Raw genomic sequence first — 21,777 nt, 5'->3', positions numbered from 1 at the left:
AGTTGCGCCTGTTCATCGCTCCCCCTGCTGTCGCAGTTGCCCTCGTCCTGATCCTGGCAGGCTGCGCGCCTGGGCAGGAAAGTGGCGACAAACTCGACCCGATGAAGTCACCGCTCTCCGAGTACTACGCGTCGCTCTATGGCTCGGGCGACCAAAAAGACTACGCGAAGCAACAGAAGAAGGTCGAAGAACTGGTCGCCAAATGCATGGCGAAGGAAGGCTTCGACTACATTCCGGCCGACCAATCCCAGAACATCTCGTACGGCAGCGACGAGGGCGTTGATCGCAACACCAAAAAATGGGTTGCCGAGAACGGGTACGGGATGACGACGCAAAATGACAGCCAGCCGACGCCCGATCCGGAGCAGGAACCGTACGTCGACCCGAATCAGCCGTACGTCGAATCGCTCTCCGCCACCGAGCAGGCCGCGTTCTACGAGACCCTGTACGGAGTCTCCCCGACGGAGGAGGAGATGGCCAGCGAGGACTTCGTGTATTCGTGGGAGAACGGCGGGTGCCAGGGGGCAGCACAGCACGAGGTGCAACCCCAGCCCTCCGACAACGAGAAGTACAAGGCCCTGTTGGAGAAGATGAACACCATCTACGAGAAGGTGCAGAGCGACCCGGTCATTGCCAAGCTCGACGCGACCTGGTCATCATGCATGGCAGACGCCGGGTATTCCTCGTACTCCAAAAAACAGGACGCCATCAATGCCGTGGTCGAAGAGTCCAATAAGTTGTACGACAGCGAGACAGGTGAGCCGCCGGCCGACGACGAGCTCAAGCGCGTTCAGAAACTGGAGATCGACACCGCGGTGGCCGACTTTGCCTGCTCGGAGAAAATTGACTACCAGGACAAGAGCCTGGCGGTGCAATTCGCGCTCGAGAAGCAGTTCATCGCCGATAACAAGGCCGAGCTCGACGCGATGGTCGCCGAATACGAGCAGGCGGGCTAATGGACTGGCCGTTCCGTCGGCATCCGACGGTCGACTCCTCTAGCGCGCCCGCGGTGAGCGGCACGACCGTGGCGGTGCACAACACCCGCCGCCAGGGGTGGAGCAGACTGCTGCAGGGCAATCGGGTGATCTGGATCATCGCGGCTGTCGCCATCCTGTCGATGGTGGCAGGTCTTGCCCTCGGCCAGTTCATCACCTCCCCCGGGGATGCCGCCTCGAACGCCTCGGCTCCCAAACCCGGGCTCATCACCGTCCCCGTCGAGAAGCGGGTGCTCGCCAACGACGTCACGATCCGAGGGGATGCCACGTACGCCGACGCCGTGGATGTCAAGATCGAGACCGGCGGGATCGGTGGGCCCGCCGTCGTCACCGGGCAGGTGCCCGCCATCGGAGCCACGTTCACTCCCCTGTCGATCGCGCTCGAGATCGCCGGTCGACCTGTCATCGTGCTGCCCGGTGATCTTCCGGTGTACCGCACCCTCCGCGTAGGCGTTTCGGGGCCCGACGTGATCCAGCTCAAGCAGGCGCTCGTCGCAGTGGGGATCAACCCGGGCGACGCGGCATCCAGCCTGTTCGACGCCGACACGGCATCGGCGATCACCGCACTGTACGCCGCAGTCGGCTACCCGACGCCCGAGTCTGAGACCAGCGCCGCCGACTCCGTGCGCTCCGCCTCCGACGGTGTCGCCTCCGCGGCGAACGCTCTCGCGGCGGCCGAACGCGAACTCGCCGGCGCGCAGTCTGGCCCTACCGCCGTCGAGCAGGTCGAACAGGACAACCTCGTGCGCAGCGCCCAGCGCGCACTTGCTACTGCGCAGCAGGCGACCCCAAGCAAGCCGGACGTCATTGCCGACGCCCAGGATGCCCTGACCCTCGCCGAGGCCCGACGGGCCGCCGTGTTCGCGCCGAAAAACACCGGCGCCCAGCGTGCCGCCGTCGACGCTGCTGCCGCCCAGCTCGGCAGCGCACGTGAGCTGCTCGGGGATGCCCGCACAGGCACGCTCACCTTCCTGCCCTCGAGCGAGGTGCTGTACCTGGCGGGGCTGCCTCGGCGGGTCGATGAAATTACCGTGCAGCGAGGTTCGACGGTGACAGGGTCGGTCATGAAGGTGTCAGGGGCGACTCTCGTCATCAACGCGAGCGCAGCCAAGGCCGACGCGACCCTGATCGAGAAGGGCGCCAAAGCCTCGTTCGTTCTGCCCGACGGCACCGAAAAGGTAGCCACCGTCACCCTGGTGGGCCCGGCGGGTGCCGCCAAAGATGCTCCCGGCACCACCACACCCGGCGGCACGAACTCGAGTAAAACGGATGCCGGCCGCTATGACATCCAACTCATCCCCGATGCCCTCACTCCCGAAGAGCTAGCGCAATTGCAAGGCACCAACGTGCGCGTGAGCATTCCGGTCAGCTCTACCGAGGGAGAGGTGCTCGCCGTGCCGATCGCCGCCCTCACGGCTGGCGCCGGCGGAGAATCGCGAGTCGAGGTCAGCACGGGTAAGGGCAATGAGACGCGGCTCGTGGAGGTGACGACCGGGCTCGCCGCGGATGGTTTCGTCGAAGTCAGTTCCACCGCCGGTGAACTGGGCGTCGACGATCTCGTCGTGGTCGGTAGATGACCAGTTCCCCGGTCGTTGAGCTGGTGAACGTCACACGCTCATTCCCGGGCCCGCCCGAGGTACAGGCTCTGCGCTCGGTGAATCTTCGAGTCGAGGAGGGTGACTATCTTTCCATCGTCGGTCCCAGCGGCTCGGGGAAGTCGACCATGCTCAACCTCCTCGGGCTGCTCGACCGCCCCAGCGTCGGCGAGTACTACCTCAATGGCACCCTCACCAGCGTGCTCAACGAAGAGCAGCGGGCCGCCCTGCGCGGGGGAACAATCGGCTTCGTCTTCCAATCATTTCACCTGCTGCCGCACCGCCCGGTGCTCGATAATGTCATGCTCGCCACCCTCTACAGCGGGGTGCCGCGGGCCGAGCGTGAGACCAGGGCCAGGGCGGCGCTGGATCGCGTCGGGCTGAGTCATCGACTCGAGTTTCTGCCCTCCACCCTGTCGGGCGGCGAGCGTCAGCGGGTGGCGGTGGCGCGAGCCGTGGTCAGTTCGCCCAGGATGCTGCTGGCCGACGAGCCGACCGGAAACCTGGATGAGACGACCTCCGGCGAGGTGATGGACCTGTTCGAGGAGTTGCACTCCGATGGGCTCACCCTCGTCGTGATCACCCATGACGCGGCCGTCTCATCGCGAGCCGAGCGCACCATCAGAATCTCGGACGGACGCCTGGAGGAGTTGGGATGACCCGGCAGTGGCCCTGGCGGCGGCGGGCGGCATCCACCAGCAAAGCTCTCGAAGCGGGAGTCGCCGGCATGCCGTCGGTCGCGCGCGGCGACCGATTCTCGGTGCAGGATCTGATCGTCGAGGCCAGCTACGGAATAGGCGCCCGCCCGGCTCGACTCGTGATGACTACGCTGGGCACCGTACTGGGGATCGGCTCGCTCGTGGTCACCATCGGATTCGCCCAGACCGCGGCCGGCCAGATCGCGCGACAGTTCGATGCCGTCGCCGCGACCCAGGTGGTGATCACCCCCAACACCACCCAGAGCGCCAACGGCACCGCCGTGGCCACAGCGCGAATACCGTGGGATGCCGCGGCGCGTGTCGAGCGACTCGTCGGTGTCGAGCGGGCCGGGCTGATCACCGAGGTGCCGCTCGGCGAACTCACCGTCACCGCCGTGCCCGTGAACGACCCCTCCGCTGCCGCCACGCTGAGCCCGGCGGTCGTCGCCACCTCGCCGGAACTGCTCGACGCGGTGCGAGGAACCGTCGTCACGGGGCGCTATTTCGACGCGGGCCATGATCGACGGGCCGACCGGGTCGTCGTGCTGGGCGAGCGGGCCGCCGAGCGACTCGGAATCAATAGGCTCGACACCCAGCCCGCGATCTTCATCGGCGAGATCTCGTATACCGTCATCGGCATTGTCAACGGGATGCAGCGACGGCCGGACATGCTGGACTCGGTGATACTGCCGCTGGGTACCGCCCGCGCCGACTTCAACGTGAGAGCCCCTGACGAGGTGCAGATCCAGATCGTGATCGGCGCGGGGAGCGTGGTGGCCAGACAGGCGCCCATCGCCATCGACCCCAATGCACCGGACAGCTATTCCGTCCAGGCGCCGCCGACGGGATCGAAACTTCAGAAGAATGTGCAGGCCGACATTAACGTCGTGTTTCTCATCCTGGGAGCGATCGCACTACTGGCCGGCGGGCTCGGCATCGCTAACGTCACCCTCCTGTCGGTAATGGAGCGAGTCGGCGAGATCGGGCTGCGTCGCGCTCTCGGCGCGACCCGGCGCCAGATCGCCGGGCAGTTCATGGTCGAGTCAGTGGTGATCGGCCTGCTGGGCGGGCTGATCGGTTCCGCACTCGGTGTCTTCGCCGTGGTGATCGTGGCACTCGTCCAACAGTGGACCCCCATCCTCGATCCGGCGGTAGCGATCGGGTCGGCGCTGCTCGGCGCGGTCGTCGGGCTCGCGGCCGGGGTCTACCCGGCGCTCCGCGCATCCTCGATCGAACCGATCACCGCTCTCCGCGGCGGGCCCTGATCTGCGCGTGAGCGGGGCCGTGCTTCAGTAGGACTTGTCCTGCTCGTCGTGGTCGTTGTCGTCTGACTCGTCATCCTCGTCGGAGTCGTCATCAACATCGAGCGAGTCGATGTCGACGCCGTCAAGGTCGCCGCTGTGAAGCACATCGTTGTTCAGTTCGTCATCATCGTCGTCGTCTGACTCGTCATCGTCATCGTCGGAGTCGTCTTCGTCTTCGTCGTCGTCTGAGTCGTCGTCGTCGGTGTCATCCTCGTCATCGGAGTCATCGGAGTCGTCGTCATCGGAGTCGGTGTCATCATCCGAGCCCTCGTCGGCATCTTGGGCGGCCTTGTAATCGGCGAGCCGATCAGACCACGGCACCCAGTCCGGCGAGAGCAGTGCGCCGTCGCCGGGCATGAGCTCAGCCTCGAGGACGGTCGGCGTTTCGCCATCGATGGTCGCGATCGACACCGTCCACTTCCAGTCCGGGTACCCAGGCATGGCGGAGTCGAACAGCAGCGAGACCGCCCCGTCGCCCTCGTCTACCTGGTCGAAATAGGCGCCGACCGTGTCTGCCGGTGTGATCTCGAGCAACGCCCCGCGGGCAAGGTCTTCGAGTGGGGAGGCCGACTCAGGCATCCAGCTCGTCCGCGACCTTGCGCAACATGGCGGCGATCTTGGTGCTGTGCGACTTATCGGGGTAGCGACCGCGCTTGAGGTTGGTGCCGATTCCATCCATCAGTTTGACAAGGTCTTCGATGATGATCGCCATGTCATCGGCCGGCTTGCGGTTCAGCTTGGCCAGCGACGGGGGTGCCTCGAGCACGCGCACCGAGAGCGCCTGGGCGCCCTTCTTGCCGTCGGCGATGCCGAACTCAAGCTTCGTGCCTGCCTTGACACCCGTAGTGCCTGCGGGCAGGGCAGACGCGTGGAGAAAGACTTCCTGGCCGTCATCAGAGCTGATGAAGCCGAAGCCTTTTTCGTCGTCGTAGAATTTAACCTTGCCGGTGGGCATTGTGGCGCTCCTTAGTGCTGGTTCACCAAGACTAGAGGACTCACGGCTACCCGTATCCTTGAACCTGTGGCACAAGACACTCCCATCACCGGTAACCGCGGTGAACGCATCCTGGCGTTGATGATCGCCTCGGCTGTCGGCCTGTCCATTCTGTCCTTCCTGTCGATCATCATCGGCACGGCTGTGGGCGTGAGAAACTTCGGGCAGGGCGTGTGGCCGGTGCTCATTTTCCTGCCCCAGATCGGCCTCCCGTTCGGCTTGATCCTCATGGTCATCCTGATCGTCAAGAGTGGCCTTCGCCGGGGTCGTGAAGCCAGGGATGCCGGCAACTGACGACTCCGCCCTCGCGCTCGCGGCCCAGCTGCGGGGGCTCACCGACGCCGAACTCGGTGCCCTGCTGGGTGCCAGGGAGGTTCGGGGCGCTTCGATCAAGGATTTCTTCGATCTCGCCGACGCCATGCTCGACCCTGAGTCGATCCAGCTCGCTCTCGGCAGGCTCGACCGCTCAACTCTCATCACCCTGGGTGCGCTCGGCTCGGCCGATGGTGCGATTTCTGCGCAGGATGCCGCGGCGCGGGTCGCTTCCCTCGGCGCAGACCCCGCCGCCGTCGCCGGGCACCTCGCCCATGTCGTGGGCCTGGCCATCGTCACGCGGGCTGACGAGCGCTACGCCGTGCCTGCCGCCGTCTCGCGACAACTCAGTCAGTGGCCGGCCCTCGGGCTTCCCGGGCTCGACGAACTCGCGTCGGCACCGGCGCCCGCCGCTCTCGTGCCCGTCAGCCAAACCGAGGCTCGCGTCACTGATGCGGTATCCGCTGAGCATGCGTTCGCGACATCGTCCGCCATCGCCGAGCTGATTTCTGAGCTCCAACATGAGCCGGCGCGGGAACTCGCGCGGGGAGGCGTTGCGCTTCCGGATAATAAGCGGCTCGCGGCATCCATGAGCGTCGATATCGACCGGGTGGCCGAGTTGCTCGAGATTGCCGCGCGGGCGGGACTGGTCGCCCTCGATTCCGGGCGATGGATGCCGACGGCGGCGAGCACGCGCTGGCTGGGCGGCACCTCCGGCGAGCGCTGGGCACGCCTGGCGGGGGCCTGGCTCGAGCGGCTGCCCGCCGACATCCGCGGCATTCTGGGGCACCGCGCGCACGCCGTCTGGGGTGAACAACTGCAGGAGTACGTCGACTGGCTGTTCCCGGCAGGCGGCGACCGGATGCGCGAACGCGTGCTCGTGTACACCCGCGACGCCCAGCTGCTCGGCATCACAGCAGACCACGTACCGAGCACGCCGGGCGCTGCGCTGCTGGCCGACGGGCCGACCGCGGCGGCGTCCGTCATGGTGTCGCTGTTCCCGACCGAGGTGACGCAGGTGTACCTGCAGCACGACCTCTCCATCGTCTCGCCGGGGCCGCTCGCTCCTCGCCTCGACGCGAGACTGCGCACCATTGCCGATGTGGAAGGGCGCGCCCTCGCCTCCAGCTATCGGGTATCGGTGTCGAGCATTTACCGCGCGATGGCCGGCGGTGAGACCGTGGCCACGATCCGACAGTTTCTCTCGGAGATCTCGCTCACGGGCATCCCGCAGCCTCTCGAATACCTGATCGTCGAGGCCGGCACCAGGTATGGACTGGTGCGTGTTGCCACGATCGACGGCGACCGGGCGTCGATTCGATCGACGGATGACGCGATGCTGCGCACGCTGCTCGTCGATCACGGCATCTCGTCGCTCGGGCTCACCCGCGCGGGTGATCGACTGGTCAGCCGCTTTGACCAGGCTCTCGTGTTCTGGACACTCAGCGAAGCCCGCTATCCGGTGACCGCCGAAGACAGTGATGGCGCGGTGATCCTGCTGAAACGGCCGCAGGCCAGTCGCGCGGCCGCACACGACGCCGCCGACTCCACGGCCAACCTCATCGAGCGGCTTCGGCTGGGCAGCTCGTCCGACCCGGAAGTGACGGGTGCCGCGTGGTTGTCACGGCAGTTGGATGTCGCCATCCGGGCCAAGCTCACGCTCACGGTGACCGTGCTGCTGGGTGATGGCTCTACCGCCGACTACCAGCTAGAACCCGCGAGCGTGGCCGGTGGGCGGCTGCGGGCCCTCGATCGCAAGGCAGACATCGAGCGCACGCTGCCGCTGACCAGCATCGTGTCGGTGAGCCCGGCGAAATAGGCGCGTGGTCGAGGTGCAGCCTGACCGCGGCTCCCAGCATCCCGAACTAAGCTAACGGGGTGAATCCGGCCCCGAACGGTCCCCTTATCGTGCAATCCGACCGCACCGTCCTGCTCGAGGTAGCGCATCCCGATGCCGAAGATGCTCGCCACGATCTTGCCGTCTTCGCCGAACTCGAGCGTGCGCCGGAACACATCCACACCTACCGCATTACCCGCCTCGGGCTGTGGAATGCTCGCGCTGCTGGCCACGACGCAGCCGGGATGATCGCCACGCTCGAGAAGTATTCCAAATTCGCCATTCCGCAATCTGTCACCGTCGACATCACCGAGACCGTCGGACGGTATGGCCGGCTGGTCATCGAGAGGGACGACGATGGTGCCCTCACCCTGACCGCCACGGATGCCGCCGTGCTGGCCGAGATCACGCGCGCCCGCAAGGTCGCCGGGCTGCTGTTCGAGAAGCGCGGGCCGCACACCTATGTCGTGCAGGCGTGGGCTCGCGGGCAGCTCAAACAGGAGCTACTGAAGCTCGGCTGGCCCGCCGAAGATCTCGCCGGCTACACGCCGGGCACCCCACATGAGATCGCGCTGAATAACGAGGGCGGCTGGCATCTGCGCCCCTATCAGGACCAGGCCATCGAGAACTTCTATGCTCACGGCTCGGGCGTCGTGGTGCTGCCCTGCGGCGCGGGCAAGACCCTGGTCGGGCTCGGCGCGATGGCTGCGGGCAAGACGACGACCCTCATCCTCGTCACCAACACGGTCTCGGCCCGGCAGTGGAAGGCCGAGCTGCTTAAGCGCACCACGCTGACCGAGGATGAGATCGGCGAGTATTCGGGGCAGGTCAAGCAGGTGCGACCCGTGACCATTGCCACCTACCAGATCCTGACCGCGCGTCGAAAAGGTGAGTACGCCCATCTTGCGCTTCTGGATGCGCTCGACTGGGGGCTCGTCATTTATGACGAGGTGCACCTGTTGCCCGCACCTGTATTCAAGCTCACCGCCGACCTGCAGGCCCGCCGACGGCTCGGGCTGACCGCAACGCTCGTGCGCGAAGACGGTCGGGAGGGCGACGTGTTCAGCCTCATCGGCCCGAAGCGATTCGATGCTCCGTGGAAAGAAATCGAAGCCCAGGGTTTCATCTCGCCCGCGAGTTGTTACGAGGTGCGCATCGACCTCCCGGAGAGCGATCGGCTCGAGTATGCGGCATCTGCCGACGACGAGCGCTACCGGCTGGCCGCCACCGCACCCGCAAAGCTCGGTGTCGTGCGCGATCTGGTGAAGAAACATGCCGGCGAACGCATACTGGTGATTGGGCAGTACCTCGACCAGATCGACCAGCTCGCCGACGCGCTGAACGCTCCGAAGCTGACCGGATCCACCCCCATCGATGAACGGGAGCGGCTGTACCAGGAGTTCCGCGAGGGCAGCATCACCGTGCTCGTGGTGTCGAAGGTGGCCAACTTCTCGGTCGACCTGCCGGAGGCGACCGTGGCCATCCAGGTCAGTGGATCGTTTGGCTCACGCCAGGAGGAGGCCCAGCGCCTCGGCCGCCTGCTGCGCCCGAAGGAGAGCGGGCTGCCGGCCAACTTTTACACCCTCGTTGCCCGCGACACGGTCGACCAGGATTTCGCCCAGAACCGCCAGCGATTCCTCGCGGAGCAGGGCTACAGCTACACCATCCTCGACGCGCACGACCTCGCGGCCTAGCCTGCCCGGGCGAGCGCGCCCGTTCGGCGCCACCGCGTCCGTGCGCGCGCACGCGCTCGTGCCGGGAGCGCGCGCTCGGCGCGGGTGGGGCCGCATAGGTGAGTGCCGCGCGCAGGTGTGTGCCGCGCGCTACCGGGTGTAGCGCAGCAGCAGCGAGTCGCCGCTGCGCAGAACGTGGCCGAGGCGCATCCCGCGCGACGATGGCGTCTCGCCGTGCGCGATGCGCGGCCCGTCGCCAGCCTCGAGGGTCGGCTCGATGGTGACGCACAGTTCGTCGACCTGATCGGCGGCGATGAACGAGCCGAACAGCGACGGGCCACCCTCGCAGAGCACCTGCTGGTGCCCGTGAGACCTGATGCCCCTGAGCGCTTCAGCAATGACAACGTGCTCCTCCCCCGCGACGACGACGTCGGCCACGGCGGCGATTGCTGCGAGTCCGGATGCCCGCGCCGAAGTCACTACGATCGGGCGCACCGGCGCCTCCCTGAAGATACGAGATCTCGGGTCGAGGTCAAGCGACCCGCTGACGATGGCAAACACGGGGTGCTCGGGCATCCCGTGTCGAACGCGCCAGCGAACCGATGCATCGCTGACGCGCATCGGCCCGTAGCCCTCAGAGCGCACGGTGCCCGCCCCGACCAGCACTACGTCACAGACCCGGCGCAGCAGCTCGAAGTGTCGCTTATCGGCCGCGCCGGACAGCCCCCCGGACAGGCCCTCGTGGGTGGCCGAACCGTCGAGGCTGCTGACGAAGTTGAAGCGCACCGTGGGCGCGGCGGTGGCGAGTGTGGCGATCAGGTCGTCATCGGTGAGGTTCTCGGCGGCGGTCGGCCAGAGGCGGTCGATCCGGGCGGTCATACGTTCAACTCCGGGTGCGTGTTGTGGATCGCGTGCACGGGCTGACGCATCCCGAGAATGGCTTCGGTCATGCGCACCGCATCGACACTGGCACGCACATCGTGCATTCGGATGATCCGCGCGCCTTTCACGATGCACACCGTCGCGGCGGCCAGGCTGCCGGCCAGGCGCTGCCCCTGCTCGCGGTCGATGCTCTCGCCGATGAAGTCCTTATTCGACACCGCCGCGAGTGTCGGCAACCCGATGGCAACGAACTCCTCGAATCGGCGTGTCAGCTCGAGCGAGTGCACGGTGTTCTTGTTGAGGTCGTGGCCGGGGTCGACGATGAGGCGCTCAAGCGGCACACCACCGGCAACGGCACGGCCCACCCTGTCGCGCAGGAACGCGATCACCTCGACCACCACGTCGCCATATTCCGGGCGCGGTTTCTCGGCTCGCGGCTGCCCGACGCTGTGGGTGAGCACGAGGTTCGCGTCACTGGCCGCGATGACCTCGACCATGCGAGGGTCCCAGAGTCCACTGGTGTCGTTGATGACGCTGGCGCCGGCCGCGATGGCCCGCTCGGCGACGGCGGCCACGTTGGTATCCACCGAGATGACGACAGTGGATGCCGCGGCAATGGCTTCGACGACCGGGATCACCCGAGCGATCTCCTCTTCCACCGTCACGACGGGGCCTCGCCCAAAGGGGACGCCGCCAATGTCCACCCAGTCGGCGCCGTCATCCGCCGCTGTCAGTGCCGCCGCTACCGCGCGATCAAGCGCGAAGGTGGCTCCCTTGTCGTAGAACGAGTCAGGGGTGCGGTTGATCACCGCCATCACTGCCACCGTGCGCTCAAAATCGAATGTACGCTTGCCGATTCGCCGCACCCGCGACGCTGCGATGTCAGTCATCTCGACAGACTACGCGGGCGACCCGAGATGAATGCCATGCGGCGTCATCTTCGTATCACGGTACTTTCAGCTTACTCCCAGACGACTACCAGATACTTTCCTCATGGCTGACGGACCGAAAATTCTCATTGTCGACGACGAACCCAACATTCGCGACCTCCTCACCACGAGCCTGCGATTCGCTGGCTTCGCCGTGCGTGCGGTCGGCAATGGTGCACAGGCGATCTCCGCCGTGCTGGAGGAAGAGCCCGATCTCATCATCCTCGATGTGATGCTTCCCGACATGAACGGGTTCGGAGTCACCAAACGCCTTCGGGCGTCTGGCTATACGGCCCCCATCCTGTTCCTGACCGCGAAGGACGACACCGAAGACAAGATCACCGGTCTGACCGTCGGCGGCGATGACTACGTGACGAAGCCCTTCAGCCTCGACGAGATCGTCGCCCGCATCAAGGCCATCCTGCGTCGCACCATGCAGGATGACGAGGAGGCAGTCATCCGCGCTGGTGAGCTCACCATGGATCAGGACACCCATGAGGTGACCATCGGCGCCGAGCAGATCGAGCTCAGCCCCACTGAATTCAAGCTGCTGCGCTACCTCATGCTGAACCCCAACCGCGTGCTATCGAAGGCGCAGATTCTCGATCACGTCTGGGAGTACGACTTCAACGGAGACGCCGGCATCGTCGAGAGCTACATCTCGTACCTGCGTCGCAAGCTCGACCAGTTCTCTGACGAGCCCGTCATCCAGACCAAGCGTGGCTTCGGATACATGTTGAAGGCAGCCAGGATCTAGCCAGCTAGAGGGCATAAACTGTCGGTCTTATGCACGCTCTCACCGAGTGGTGGAACCGGATCTCGCTCCGCACCAAGATTACCGGCGTGACGGTTCTGCTACTCACAATGGGGCTGCTGGTCGCGGGCGTGGGCACCATGACGGTGCTGAAGAACTACCTGCTCGATGAGGTGGACAAGAAGATCGACAGTGTCGCGCCGTTGCTCAACGATCCGCGGGTGTTCCAGGTGAGCGTGGGAGATTCGGGTGTCGAGTGCAGCGTCTCGAGCCTTCCTACCGACTATTACCTCGCCATGATGGATGAGAAGGGTGAGGTTAGGTGCAGCAACCTCGACTCAGACAGTGATCGACCGACGAGCACCTCGGGGATCGTCGACCACAAAGGCGCCGTGACCGTGTCGAGCACGAGCGGCGGCGGCCAGTGGCGCGTCATCGGGTACCCACTGCTGACGGAGGGCGCGACTGAGCCGCTCGTCGCCGTGATCGGCCTCGACCTCGGCGCATCCAACGCGACAATCTCGCGCCTCGCCGCCATTTTCCTGTTCTTCGGGCTAACCGTGGTGATCTTCGGCGGGGCACTAACACGGCTGCTCGTGACATCCACCTTCACACCGCTGCGCGAAGTGGAGGCCACGGCCGCTCGATTCGCCGACGGTGATTTCAACCAGCGCATCGCCGGCGCCACCCCCAACACCGAGGTCGGCCGACTCAACCGCTCACTCAACTCGATGCTGGGCAGGATCGACCGCGCCTTCGCCGACCGCGCACGCACCATCGACCAGATGCGTCGCTTTGTGGGAGACGCGAGCCACGAGCTGCGCACACCGCTCGTGTCGGTGCGTGGTTATGCCGAGCTGTACCGGATGGGGGCGCTCACCAAACGCGAGGACGTCGCCCAAGCCATGGAACGCATCGAGAAAGAGGCCATCCGGATGGGCGAGCTGGTCGAAGACCTGCTCGAACTGGCCCGGCTCGACGAGGCCAAGCCGCTGCAGCTCACCCAGGTCGATCTCGTGCCACTGGCCAGGGATGCCGCGCTCGACGCGATGGCCTCCGCGCCGGATCGGGTGGTGACCGTGGTGGGCACCGATGTCGTGGCCGAGCCGGACTTCCGGCCCGACGAGGCCGATCCGCCCACGCGGGTGCTGGTGCTTCCCGAATCCGAGGATGTCACGACACCGTCGCGTGGTTCGACCACACTCGCGACCGGCCCGATCGCATTCGCCGGCGCGACACTGGCGCGGCTCGTCGCACGGCGCTCCCGTGCACGTGAGGACGGGGGAATGGTGGTGCCCGCGACAGACCCTCCGAACGTCAGACTACGGGCCGTGGTGTTCGCCGAAGAGAATAAGATCCGCCAGGTGGTGGCCAATCTCATCGGCAATGCCATGCGCTTCACCCCGGCGGGCAGCCCACTCGAGATCGGTGTCGGTGTCGACAGTTCGCGACGCCGAGCGGTGATCTCCGTGATCGATCATGGCGAGGGCATCCCGCCCCAGATCAGAGGGCGAATTTTCGAGCGCTTCTACCGCGCCGACAGTTCGCGCCAGCGTTCCACCGGCGGCAGCGGACTGGGGCTGGCCATCGTCGCGGCCATCGTCGAATCACATCACGGCGAGGTCGAGGTTGTCGAGACTCCGGGCGGCGGGGCGACATTCCGGGTCAGCCTTCCCCTCCTCCCCAGCATTGTGGATGCCCCGGACCTCCCCATCGCACCGGAGCAGTAATCCGGCCCCTGCTCCCCCGCGATACCGTCTCGCTCATGACCCGTTATCAAGTAGACAGTGAAGCCGTCATCAGCGCTACCGGCGCGGTACGGTCGTCCATCATCCGCATCCAGTCCGAGGTGTCAGGGCTTCACGGCCAACTGACCAACCTGCAGTCGTCATGGTCGGGCCAGGCCGCTTCGGCCTTCACCGGCGTGGTGGCCGAGTGGAAAACCACCCAACAGCGCGTGGAGGAGAACCTCGCCGCGATCAATCAGGCTCTCACACAGGCCGGCCAACAGTACGCCGAGATCGAGGCGGCCAATGCGAGGCTGTTCGCACGATAGCTAACGCAAACGGCCGGCCTCCCAATGGAGACCGGCCGTTTGTGGTGCTGCGGGAACTTAGAAGTCCATGCCGCCCGACGGGTCGCCCATCGGTGCAGCGTGCTTCTCCGGCTTATCAGCCACGACCGCTTCGGTAGTGAGGAACAGGCCAGCGATTGACGAGGCGTTGAGCAGCGCCGAGCGCGTCACCTTCACCGGGTCGTTGATTCCAGCGGCAAGCATGTCGACGTACTCACCGGTTGCGGCGTTGAGGCCCTGGCCGACGGGAAGGTGACGTACCTTATCGGCCACAACTCCGGGCTCCATGCCCGCGTTGAGCGCGATCTGCTTGAGCGGAGCATCGATGGCAACGCGCACGATGTTCGCGCCCGTCGCCTCGTCACCCGTGAGGCTCGTGATGGCCTCGGAGTCGAACGCGATCTTTCCAGCCTGGATGAGTGCAACGCCACCACCGGCGACGATGCCTTCTTCGACTGCTGCCTTCGCGTTACGCACTGCATCTTCGATGCGGTGCTTGCGCTCCTTGAGCTCGACCTCAGTCGCGGCTCCGGCTTTGATGACCGCAACACCGCCGGCGAGCTTCGCGAGGCGCTCCTGGAGCTTCTCGCGGTCGTAGTCGCTGTCGGTGTTCTCGATCTCGGCGCGGATCTGCTTGACGCGACCAGCAATGGCCTCCTCGTCGCCCGAACCCTCGATGATGGTGGTCTCATCCTTGGTGATGATGACCTTGCGAGCACGGCCCAGCAGGTCGAGGGTCGCGTTCTCGAGCTTCAGGCCGACCTCCTCAGAGATCACCTGGCCGCCCGTGAGGATAGCGATGTCGGCGAGCTGTGCCTTGCGGCGGTCACCGAAGCCGGGAGCCTTGACGGCCACCGACTTGAAGATGCCACGGATCTTGTTGACCACCAGTGTTGCGAGAGCCTCGCCATCCACATCCTCGGCAATGATGAGCAGCTGCTTGCCGCTCTGGATCACCTTGTCGACGATGGGCAGCAGGTCTTTGATGTTCGAGACCTTGCTGTTGACGATCAGGATGTAAGGGTCTTCGAAGACCGCTTCCTGGCGCTCGGGGTCGGTGACGAAGTACGCAGACAGGAATCCCTTGTCGAAGCGCATGCCCTCGGTGAGCTCGAGTTCGGTGCCGAAGGTGTTCGACTCCTCAACGGTGACGACGCCTTCCTTGCCGACCTTGTCGATCGCCTCGGCGATCAGCGCGCCGATCTCGGGGTCGCCGGCCGAGATCGATGCGGTGGCGGCGATCTCTTCCTTGGTCTCGATCTCTTTGGCGCTCGCGATGAGTGCTTCGATGACGGCCGCGGTGGCCTTCTCGATTCCGCGCTTCAGGCTGATCGGGTCTGCGCCTGCTGCGACGTTGCGCAGTCCCTCTCGAACGAGCGCCTGGGCGAGAACGACCGAGGTGGTCGTGCCATCGCCAGCGACGTCATCCGTCTTCTTGGCGACCTCTTTGACGAGCTCGGCACCGATTTTCTCGTAGGGGTCATCCAACTCGATTTCCTTGGCGATCGACACACCATCGTTCGTGATGGTGGGAGCGCCCCACTTCTTCTCGAGAACGACGTTGCGACCGCGTGGGCCGAGGGTGACCTTGACTGCGTCGGCCAGGATGTTCAGGCCACGCTCGAGGCCGCGACGGGCCTCTTCGTTGAAAGCAATGATCTTTGCCATGTGTGTTTCTCGTCCCTCCCGGACGTCATACAAGCGAGTTCGTTAGCACTCGAATCATGCGAGTGCCAATGGCTAAATTAGCACTCGACGGTGGGGAGTGCAAGACAACTCCCGCCGCATTCCGGCAGGATCAGCCGCCGGCTGCCGCGCCCGGGTAGTCGAGGCCAATAACGATCGTCACGGGGGTTCCGGGGAAGGTTTCCGCGGGCACCAATCGAATGTCACCAACGCCGAGAGCAATTACGAGACCTCTCGCGACATCCTCATTGGCGACGTCGCTGTAGTACACGATCGTCTTCGCGACATCGCTGGTGGATGCACGTGCGCGGGTATCGATGACCCAGCCGGCCGCCGCCAGCGCATCCCCAACCGTGTTCTGCAATTCGGCAGTGGTGGTGCCGTTGTAGATCGCGGTCTTGATATTACGAGCAGGGTCGATGGTCGCTGGATCGAGCACGGGGTCTGCCTGTGGCGGTGCAGGAGTGGTAGCAATCGGGGTGGGGGTGGCGGTGGCGGACAGGAACGGGATGTCGATGTCGACGCCCACAAACACCTTGAGCGCGAAGATGCCACCTCCGACGAGCACGAGCGTGGCGAGCGCTGCCCACGCCAATCCGATCCAGCCGCGACCTCGCGCGCCGGGCCCCCGGTGGGCACCGATGCGTCGCAGGTCGTCAGGAAGCTGGTCGAAGCGGTCTTTGGGGTACGCCATGTGTCAGTGGGTCACTTCTTCGTTATGGGGGCAGTGCCACCGTGGTCTGGGCTTGTGAACGCTCGCGCCGCTCGTGAAGAGGTTCGTGCATCGCGTGCGCGCTGCAGCCTACCGACCAGCATGGGATCGTGTCGCACGGCTGCGGGCAAATCGATCACGGCATTCAGCACCTGATAGTAGCGGGCGGCGGACAGCGAAAACTGAGAGCGTATCGCCTCCTCCTTCGCTCCCACATGGCGCCACCACTCCCGTTCGAAGTCGAGGATGGCGGTGTCACGGGAAGAGAGGCCGGGTGCGCTGTCACTCGCGGGCTGCGGCTGGGCGCTCATCCTGATCTCCAAAGTTTGCTGTCATTGTATGGCGACAACGCCCGCAGACCGCGGAACGACGACGGTCTGTTGCTTACGAGACCACTACCCGTTGACTGCCGTCGACGCCGCGCGATACATCGAGATGTGCATGATGGTCGCCTCATCGTACGGCTCACCGAACGCCACGAAGCCGAACTTCGCATACAGAGGCGCGACATACTGCTGGGCGTGCAAGAGCATCGGCGCGCCTGTGAACTCCTTGAGCGCCACGGCCATCAGCTGTTGAGCGAGCCCCTCCCCGCGGCGATCGGCGCGCACCACCACCCTCCCGATGATGTGCCGGGCATCCAGATGCTCGGGCTCATCGTTCACCAGCACCCGCAGGTAGGCGACAGTTCCTGAGGAATCTGCGATCCAGTGGTGTCGGGTGCCCGGCTCCTGGTCCCGATTGTCCAGTTCTTCCTCGTCGACCTTTTGCTCGACAAAGAACACATCGGTTCGCAGTTTCAGCACGGCGTACAGTTCGGAAGTTGTGAGTTCGCTCCATGAGCGTGAGACGACGGAACATTCGGGCACGATCGCGAGTTTAATACAGTAGGAGTTCCCTTCACCCGCATTTAAGGAGCGCGATATGACCTACCAGGTCGAGAAAACCGAACAGCAGTGGCGCGACGAGTTGGGCGATCGCTACTCGATCCTGCGTGAGGCCGCGACGGAGCGACCGTGGTCCGGGGCCCTGCTGGATGAGAAGCGTGAGGGTACGTACACCTGCGGCGCGTGCAACGCCGAGCTGTTCAGGAGCGGCGCGAAGTTCGATTCGGGCTCGGGCTGGCCCAGCTTTTTCGAGTCAGTGAACCCCGACGCCGTCGAGCTCAAGACCGATAAATCTCTCGGCATGGTGCGCATCGAAGTGCTCTGCGGCACGTGCGGTTCGCATCTCGGTCACCTGTTCGACGACGCGTACCAGACCCCCACGGGCGACCGATTTTGCATGAATTCGCTCTCGCTCGGTTTCACGGAGTCCTGATTGTCTGCACTGGATGCGGTGCTGCGTCGGCAGTCGTACCCGCAGGTCACCGCCGAGGCTCCCACACACGCCGAGTTGGCTCCGATTGTGGAGGCCGCGGCAACCATCGCCGACCACGGTTCGCTGAAGCCGTGGCGACTGATCGAGTTGCGCGGTGACGACAGGGTCCGGCTCGGTACGGCATTCGCGAAGGAGGGCGGCTCCGCCGATAAGCCCCTCCGCGCGCCGCTGCTGATTGCCGTGGTGGCGGTCAACAGGTCGCGGAGCAAGATTCCCGAATGGGAGCAGGATGCCGTGGCATCCGGAGTCGCCTACATGCTGAGTCTCATGCTGGATGACGCGGGCTGGGGAGTGTTTTGGCGCACCGGCGAGCTCACGCGCCATAAGCGCGTCGCGAAGATGCACGGGCTCGGCAAGCACGAGAAGCTGATGGGGTGGCTTTACGTGGGGGGCAAGCCCGAGAAGTCAAAGGCACCACGCAAGCGAAAGCTCAGGGTCGAGAGTTACCTCTCGGCACCCTGACTTTTGGTGACGGCCTGACTTTTGGTGACGGCAGCGCTGCAATGGCGAGCGCGATGAGGGTGATGGCGGCGCCAATGACGGTCGTCAGGGCCAGTGGATGCCCGTCGGCGGGCACCACGACATCAAGCAGCAGCGCGACCACAAGTTGCCCCGATATCGTGCCGAGAGCCAGCAGCAGCACGCCGATGCGCGGCGCCAGGATCGCGCCGAGGGCGATGAAGCCGACGCCGATCACTCCCCCGAGGTAGAGGACCGGATTGGTCGGATACTCCTGGGGCAGCCCTACGAGTAGCGCGTTCACGACGCACGCGAGCCCCAGGAGTGTGGTGCCGACGACGAAGTTCAGCAGCGTTGCGGCGATGGGCGAACCGGAGATCACCCGGATCTGACCGTTGACGGCCTGTTGCCATGGGATCGCAAACCCTGCGGCGAGCGGCAGAAGCACGAGCCACAGTGGCACGCGTGAGGCGAACTGTGTCGACACGATCAGGGTCACCGCCGCCAGCATGAGCGCGGAGCCCACGATCCTGGCGGGCGTGATGGTGGGTGGGGCTGCAGATCCCAGCCCCCGCCGATCGATCACCAGCCCACTGATCGTTTGCCCGAACACGACGGCGACGGTAAACACGGCGATGCCGAGCACGCCTGCAGCCAGCCCCTGCGAAAGCACGAACAGGGCGCCCGCCGAACCTCCCAGCACCATCCACCAGGGAACGCGCCCGGTGCGAAGCCCACCGATGATGATGCCGAGGCCTTGCCGCGCCGCGCGCGACACCAGGAGCAGCACCAGCAGCACTACCAGGCCCGAGCCGAACGAGATCACCGCGGCGACGTATCCGTCACCGATTTCGGCGCCCAGTTGCCCGTTGATCCGAGTCTGGGCGGCGATTCCTGCACCGCAGGCGATAGCCCCCAGCACCCCGGTGGCCATGATCCTGGTTTCCGGATGCCCCGGTTCGGGTTTTAGCACACGCCAACGCTAGCCGTATCGAGCGTCCCTTATTATGGGTGGGGTGTGCCCCCTTAGCTCAGTTGGCCAGAGCACCGCTCTTGTAAAGCGGGGGTCGTCGGTTCGAATCCGACAGGGGGCTCTCCAGAATTAGCTGGTCAGCCAGTGTTTTGCTGGCTTTCTCGGCTGCCGCAGTAGTCCTACCGGACTGCTTTGCCCACAGTTTGCCCACATTCAGACGAGCCGCGGTGTCATTCAAAGCGACCGCAACGCTGTCCAGGTCATCATCGAAGAGATCGCTATAGGTGTCGAGCGTTTCCTTTGCGGAGCTGTGTCCGAGCATCCGTTGAAGGGCTTTGACGTTGGCCCCAGCAGACACCGCGAGGCTCGCGCAGGTGTGCCGCAGCTCGTGGGGAGTCAGCCCGGGGATGCCGATGCTCTCGGCCGCGTCGTTGAACCAGCCGCGTCGGAACGTGCGGTTGCGCAGCACAGCGCCGGCCTTGGAACTCACAAACACATGCGAGTCGAGCGACTTGATCTTCACGTGGTCGGCCAACTGCTCGAGGATGAACGCCGGAACCGGGATGGATCGTTCCTCGTAGTTTTTCGGAGTCGACTCCTCGAGATAGCCGTTCACTTCGACCATCGTGCTGCGCACCTCGATACGTCCTCGACGGAAGTCGAGGTCGCGCACGCGCAGTCCGGACAGTTCACCCCACCGCAGCCCGGTGTACGCGAGCACGAGGATCAAAAGCCCGAACCCCTCCCCCGCTGGCTTGGCCTCGACGGCGTCGGCAAGCGCCGCAACCTGCTCATGTGTGAGGAACTTCTTGTGCGACTTCGACTGCCTCGGCAGCTTCAACCGCACGGCAGGGTTAGCCGGGATACGCCCGTCATCGACGGCAAGCTGCAAGCCCGCAGAGAGCACGTTGACGATCTTCCGCACTGAGCCAGGGCTCTGTGTAGCGCTGAGCCGCGACGCCCACTGTTGCGCCTGCAGTCGCCCGAGGTCGGAGAGCGCGATGTTCCCGAGCGCCGGGATGATGTGGTTGCGCACGACGCCCTGAACGCGGTCGAGGGTGGATGCTCGCAGATCCGATCGACTGTCGAGCCACGCGGTCATCCAGTCGGCGATCGTGACGCGAGCCCTCGTCGGGTCGATGTACCGCCCCGTGCTCTTGGCGACTTCCACGGAGGCGAGGAACAGCTCGGCTTCGTGTTTGGTTCTGAACCCGCGCTTGTCCGTCTGGCTGCGATCGGGCTTGCGATAGCGCACGCGATAGCGCTTGCCGCCGGACGTCTCGTACGGAGTCACGCTACCCATGAAACGGCCTGCCCTCGCTCATGCTCGCGAGCCTAGACGGGGCGTCCGACGGCACAGCGATTATCACGATTGTCCCGAGGCCATACTGAACGTGTACTAACGGCTAAGCGAGGAGAACTACATGGAGAAAACGCCACTACGACTCTCGCTGATCGAGAACGCTTTTGACTCACTCAACGAATCTTTGGGCTACGTCGAGAAGGCACACGCCGACGCAACGCGGTGGAAGTTTGCCGTTCTCAATCTCGTGCACGCAGTTGAGTTGGTCTTGAAGCAACGGCTCTTCGACGAGCACGAACTTCTCCTTTGGGAAAACGTCGATAGACCAGGCAAGACGGTCTCGCTCGAGACTGCGCTCGCGCGTCTGCAGAGCATACGGGTCGGAATCGAACCAAAGGATTTGCTTGCGATCCAGACCGCGATTCGCTGGCGAAACAACATCACTCACTACGAGGTGGATCTCGTCGCCGAGGAGGTCCGTGAGAACTACCTTCTGATATTTGAGTTCTTAGACGGCTTTCACGATCAGCACTTCGAAGGTTCGTTGTCCGAAAAAATCCGAGACGACTACGTGCAGACCGCGATGGACCTCGTCGAGTCATTCCAGAAGGAGTTCATCGAGTTTCGCGGACGCTCGATGCACCGCAAGTGGCCAAGTCGACTTCTCGCGGCACAAGCAATCGTCTCGGTATCCCTTGAGGAAACAGAGTTTGCGCGCATTGCGTGGGGCGCGGAGGCACGCTGGTCTGAGGAATGGATGGCCGGATACTCGCCCAAGGAATTCTGCAAGGACTGCGCTTGCGCCATCGGCGACCTCCACGGCCCGTACTGCGATCAAGAGGAATGCCCACAATGCGGGGGTCAGTTCCTGGGCTGTGAGTGCGAGTTTGACGCGAGCGAACTTTGGGCGCTGGACGACCCAGCCAGGGAAGCTGCAACTCGAATTCGACTCGCTGTCGAGGCCAATCTCATCGAACCCGCCCTCCGAGCTTTCATAGACTTTTCGGACTACTTGTCGACGGTCTCGGAAGCCAGCGAGGCTGACATCCCGGAACCGGAGTCCACGGGGTCAGCAGGATGGGACGCTGCGTTGGCTGCGGTGGTCGACTACTGGCTATCGCGCGCTGGCCTTCCCAAACCTGACTGGCTAGATGGGGAATCGCGCTTTGCAGCTGAGCCCGAATCGCCACACCTTGGGAAGTACGACCTAGCTCCAG

21 protein-coding genes, 1 tRNA gene and 2 pseudogenes are annotated in these 21,777 nt (G+C 64.7%); 14 read left to right on the top strand and 10 right to left on the bottom strand.

Going from position 1 to position 21,777, the window contains the following annotated elements; genetic code table 11:
* Positions 1 to 2: 2 nt before the first annotated feature.
* The 4 genes from RMN95_RS05705 to RMN95_RS05690 all read left to right on the top strand — a co-directional run bounded on the left by RMN95_RS05705 (position 3) and on the right by RMN95_RS05690 (position 4,553).
* A complete protein-coding gene (locus RMN95_RS05705; protein WP_309615981.1) occupies positions 3 to 956 on the top strand; it encodes a hypothetical protein in 954 nt (317 codons plus the stop codon).
* Entirely contained in the window at positions 956 to 2,572 is a 1,617-nt protein-coding gene (locus RMN95_RS05700) for a hypothetical protein (protein ID WP_309615980.1), read from the top strand. Before RMN95_RS05705 ends, RMN95_RS05700 begins: the two co-directional genes overlap by 1 nt.
* Positions 2,569 to 3,249, top strand: coding sequence for an ABC transporter ATP-binding protein (locus RMN95_RS05695; RefSeq protein ID WP_309615979.1), 681 nt, complete (start codon positions 2,569 to 2,571; stop codon positions 3,247 to 3,249). The genes RMN95_RS05700 and RMN95_RS05695 overlap by 4 nt, the downstream gene beginning before the upstream one ends.
* Positions 3,250 to 3,317: 68 nt before the next feature.
* Positions 3,318 to 4,553 (top strand): ABC transporter permease, encoded by a 1,236-nt coding sequence (locus RMN95_RS05690; RefSeq protein ID WP_309615989.1) that lies wholly within the window; start codon positions 3,318 to 3,320, stop codon positions 4,551 to 4,553.
* A 24-nt stretch (positions 4,554 to 4,577) separates the two neighbouring features.
* Here the strand turns inward: RMN95_RS05690 and RMN95_RS05685 are convergent, their stop codons facing one another.
* Together RMN95_RS05685 and RMN95_RS05680 are read right to left on the bottom strand one after the other, a co-directional pair.
* The gene (locus tag RMN95_RS05685; protein WP_309615978.1) at positions 4,578 to 5,171 is read right to left on the bottom strand and encodes a DUF3027 domain-containing protein; all 594 of its coding nucleotides are present in this window, start codon (positions 5,169 to 5,171) and stop codon (positions 4,578 to 4,580) included.
* Positions 5,164 to 5,547, bottom strand: coding sequence for a cold shock domain-containing protein (locus RMN95_RS05680; RefSeq protein WP_309615977.1), 384 nt, complete (start codon positions 5,545 to 5,547; stop codon positions 5,164 to 5,166). Before RMN95_RS05680 ends, RMN95_RS05685 begins: the two co-directional genes overlap by 8 nt.
* Before the next feature lie 66 nt (positions 5,548 to 5,613).
* Here RMN95_RS05680 and RMN95_RS05675 point away from each other — a divergent pair, with 66 nt between their 5' ends.
* Genes RMN95_RS05675 through RMN95_RS05665 form a run of 3 tightly spaced genes read left to right on the top strand, consistent with a single transcriptional unit; the run spans position 5,614 to position 9,429 of the window.
* Positions 5,614 to 5,880, top strand: a complete 267-nt coding sequence (locus RMN95_RS05675) for a hypothetical protein (RefSeq protein WP_309615976.1) — start codon at positions 5,614 to 5,616, stop codon at positions 5,878 to 5,880.
* On the top strand, positions 5,867 to 7,717 hold the full coding sequence (locus RMN95_RS05670) for a helicase-associated domain-containing protein (protein ID WP_309615975.1): 1,851 nt from the start codon (positions 5,867 to 5,869) through the stop codon (positions 7,715 to 7,717). The genes RMN95_RS05675 and RMN95_RS05670 overlap by 14 nt, the downstream gene beginning before the upstream one ends.
* A 59-nt stretch (positions 7,718 to 7,776) precedes the next feature.
* Positions 7,777 to 9,429 carry a DNA repair helicase XPB gene (locus RMN95_RS05665; protein ID WP_309615974.1) on the top strand — a complete coding sequence of 551 codons (1,653 nt, stop codon included), beginning with the start codon at positions 7,777 to 7,779 and terminating at the stop codon, positions 9,427 to 9,429.
* Positions 9,430 to 9,558: 129 nt separating this feature from the next.
* Here the strand turns inward: RMN95_RS05665 and RMN95_RS05660 are convergent, their stop codons facing one another.
* Positions 9,559 to 10,287, bottom strand: a complete 729-nt coding sequence (locus RMN95_RS05660; protein ID WP_309615973.1) for a pyrimidine reductase family protein — start codon at positions 10,285 to 10,287, stop codon at positions 9,559 to 9,561.
* Positions 10,284 to 11,180, bottom strand: coding sequence for a dihydropteroate synthase (folP, locus tag RMN95_RS05655; RefSeq protein WP_309615972.1), 897 nt, complete (start codon positions 11,178 to 11,180; stop codon positions 10,284 to 10,286). Before folP ends, RMN95_RS05660 begins: the two co-directional genes overlap by 4 nt.
* 103 nt (positions 11,181 to 11,283) lie before the next feature.
* Here folP and RMN95_RS05650 point away from each other — a divergent pair, with 103 nt between their 5' ends.
* From RMN95_RS05650 to RMN95_RS05640, 3 genes are read left to right on the top strand one after another with little or no spacing between them, the layout of a single operon-like run.
* Positions 11,284 to 11,976: a response regulator transcription factor gene (locus RMN95_RS05650; RefSeq protein ID WP_309615971.1), complete on the top strand. Its 693-nt coding sequence runs from the start codon at positions 11,284 to 11,286 to the stop codon at positions 11,974 to 11,976.
* A 29-nt stretch (positions 11,977 to 12,005) separates the two neighbouring features.
* A complete protein-coding gene (locus tag RMN95_RS05645) occupies positions 12,006 to 13,703 on the top strand; it encodes an ATP-binding protein (protein ID WP_309615970.1) in 1,698 nt (565 codons plus the stop codon).
* Positions 13,704 to 13,738: 35 nt separating this feature from the next.
* A complete protein-coding gene (locus RMN95_RS05640) occupies positions 13,739 to 14,029 on the top strand; it encodes a WXG100 family type VII secretion target (RefSeq protein ID WP_309615969.1) in 291 nt (96 codons plus the stop codon).
* Positions 14,030 to 14,086: 57 nt separating this feature from the next.
* Here RMN95_RS05640 and groL read toward each other — a convergent pair whose 3' ends face one another.
* The 4 genes from groL to RMN95_RS05620 form a co-directional block, all read right to left on the bottom strand.
* Positions 14,087 to 15,715, bottom strand: a complete 1,629-nt coding sequence (gene groL, locus RMN95_RS05635) for a chaperonin GroEL (RefSeq protein WP_309615968.1) — start codon at positions 15,713 to 15,715, stop codon at positions 14,087 to 14,089.
* 130 nt (positions 15,716 to 15,845) lie between these two features.
* Positions 15,846 to 16,427, bottom strand: a complete 582-nt coding sequence (locus tag RMN95_RS05630) for a LytR C-terminal domain-containing protein (RefSeq protein WP_309615967.1) — start codon at positions 16,425 to 16,427, stop codon at positions 15,846 to 15,848.
* A gap of 11 nt (positions 16,428 to 16,438) precedes the next feature.
* On the bottom strand, positions 16,439 to 16,756 hold the full coding sequence (locus RMN95_RS05625; protein WP_309615966.1) for a DUF3263 domain-containing protein: 318 nt from the start codon (positions 16,754 to 16,756) through the stop codon (positions 16,439 to 16,441).
* Positions 16,757 to 16,840: 84 nt separating this feature from the next.
* A complete protein-coding gene (locus RMN95_RS05620; RefSeq protein ID WP_309615965.1) occupies positions 16,841 to 17,314 on the bottom strand; it encodes a GNAT family N-acetyltransferase in 474 nt (157 codons plus the stop codon).
* A gap of 55 nt (positions 17,315 to 17,369) precedes the next feature.
* Here RMN95_RS05620 and msrB point away from each other — a divergent pair, with 55 nt between their 5' ends.
* Together msrB and RMN95_RS05610 are read left to right on the top strand one after the other, a co-directional pair.
* Positions 17,370 to 17,765 (top strand): peptide-methionine (R)-S-oxide reductase MsrB, encoded by a 396-nt coding sequence (msrB, locus tag RMN95_RS05615; protein WP_309615964.1) that lies wholly within the window; start codon positions 17,370 to 17,372, stop codon positions 17,763 to 17,765.
* Entirely contained in the window at positions 17,766 to 18,287 is a 522-nt protein-coding gene (locus RMN95_RS05610) for a nitroreductase family protein (protein ID WP_309615963.1), read from the top strand.
* Here the strand turns inward: RMN95_RS05610 and RMN95_RS05605 are convergent.
* Positions 18,256 to 19,257, bottom strand: a complete 1,002-nt coding sequence (locus RMN95_RS05605; RefSeq protein ID WP_309615962.1) for a DMT family transporter — start codon at positions 19,255 to 19,257, stop codon at positions 18,256 to 18,258. The genes RMN95_RS05610 and RMN95_RS05605 overlap by 32 nt on opposite strands.
* Positions 19,258 to 19,304: 47 nt before the next feature.
* Between RMN95_RS05605 and RMN95_RS05600 the strand changes: the two genes are divergently transcribed.
* Positions 19,305 to 19,378: transfer RNA gene (locus RMN95_RS05600), tRNA-Thr, on the top strand.
* Positions 19,379 to 19,588: 210 nt separating this feature from the next.
* Here the strand turns inward: RMN95_RS05600 and RMN95_RS17120 are convergent.
* Positions 19,589 to 20,560 (bottom strand): annotated as a pseudogene (locus tag RMN95_RS17120) (tyrosine-type recombinase/integrase); the annotation flags it as partial.
* Positions 20,561 to 20,681: 121 nt separating this feature from the next.
* On the opposite strand from RMN95_RS17120, the pseudogene RMN95_RS05590 reads away from it, so the two are divergent.
* Positions 20,682 to 21,777: pseudogene (locus RMN95_RS05590) on the top strand (hypothetical protein); the annotation flags it as partial.

The organism is Salinibacterium sp., from assembly GCF_031364185.1.
Lineage (GTDB): Bacteria > Actinomycetota > Actinomycetes > Actinomycetales > Microbacteriaceae > Rhodoglobus.
This window is presented reverse-complemented; position numbering and strand designations above follow the sequence as displayed.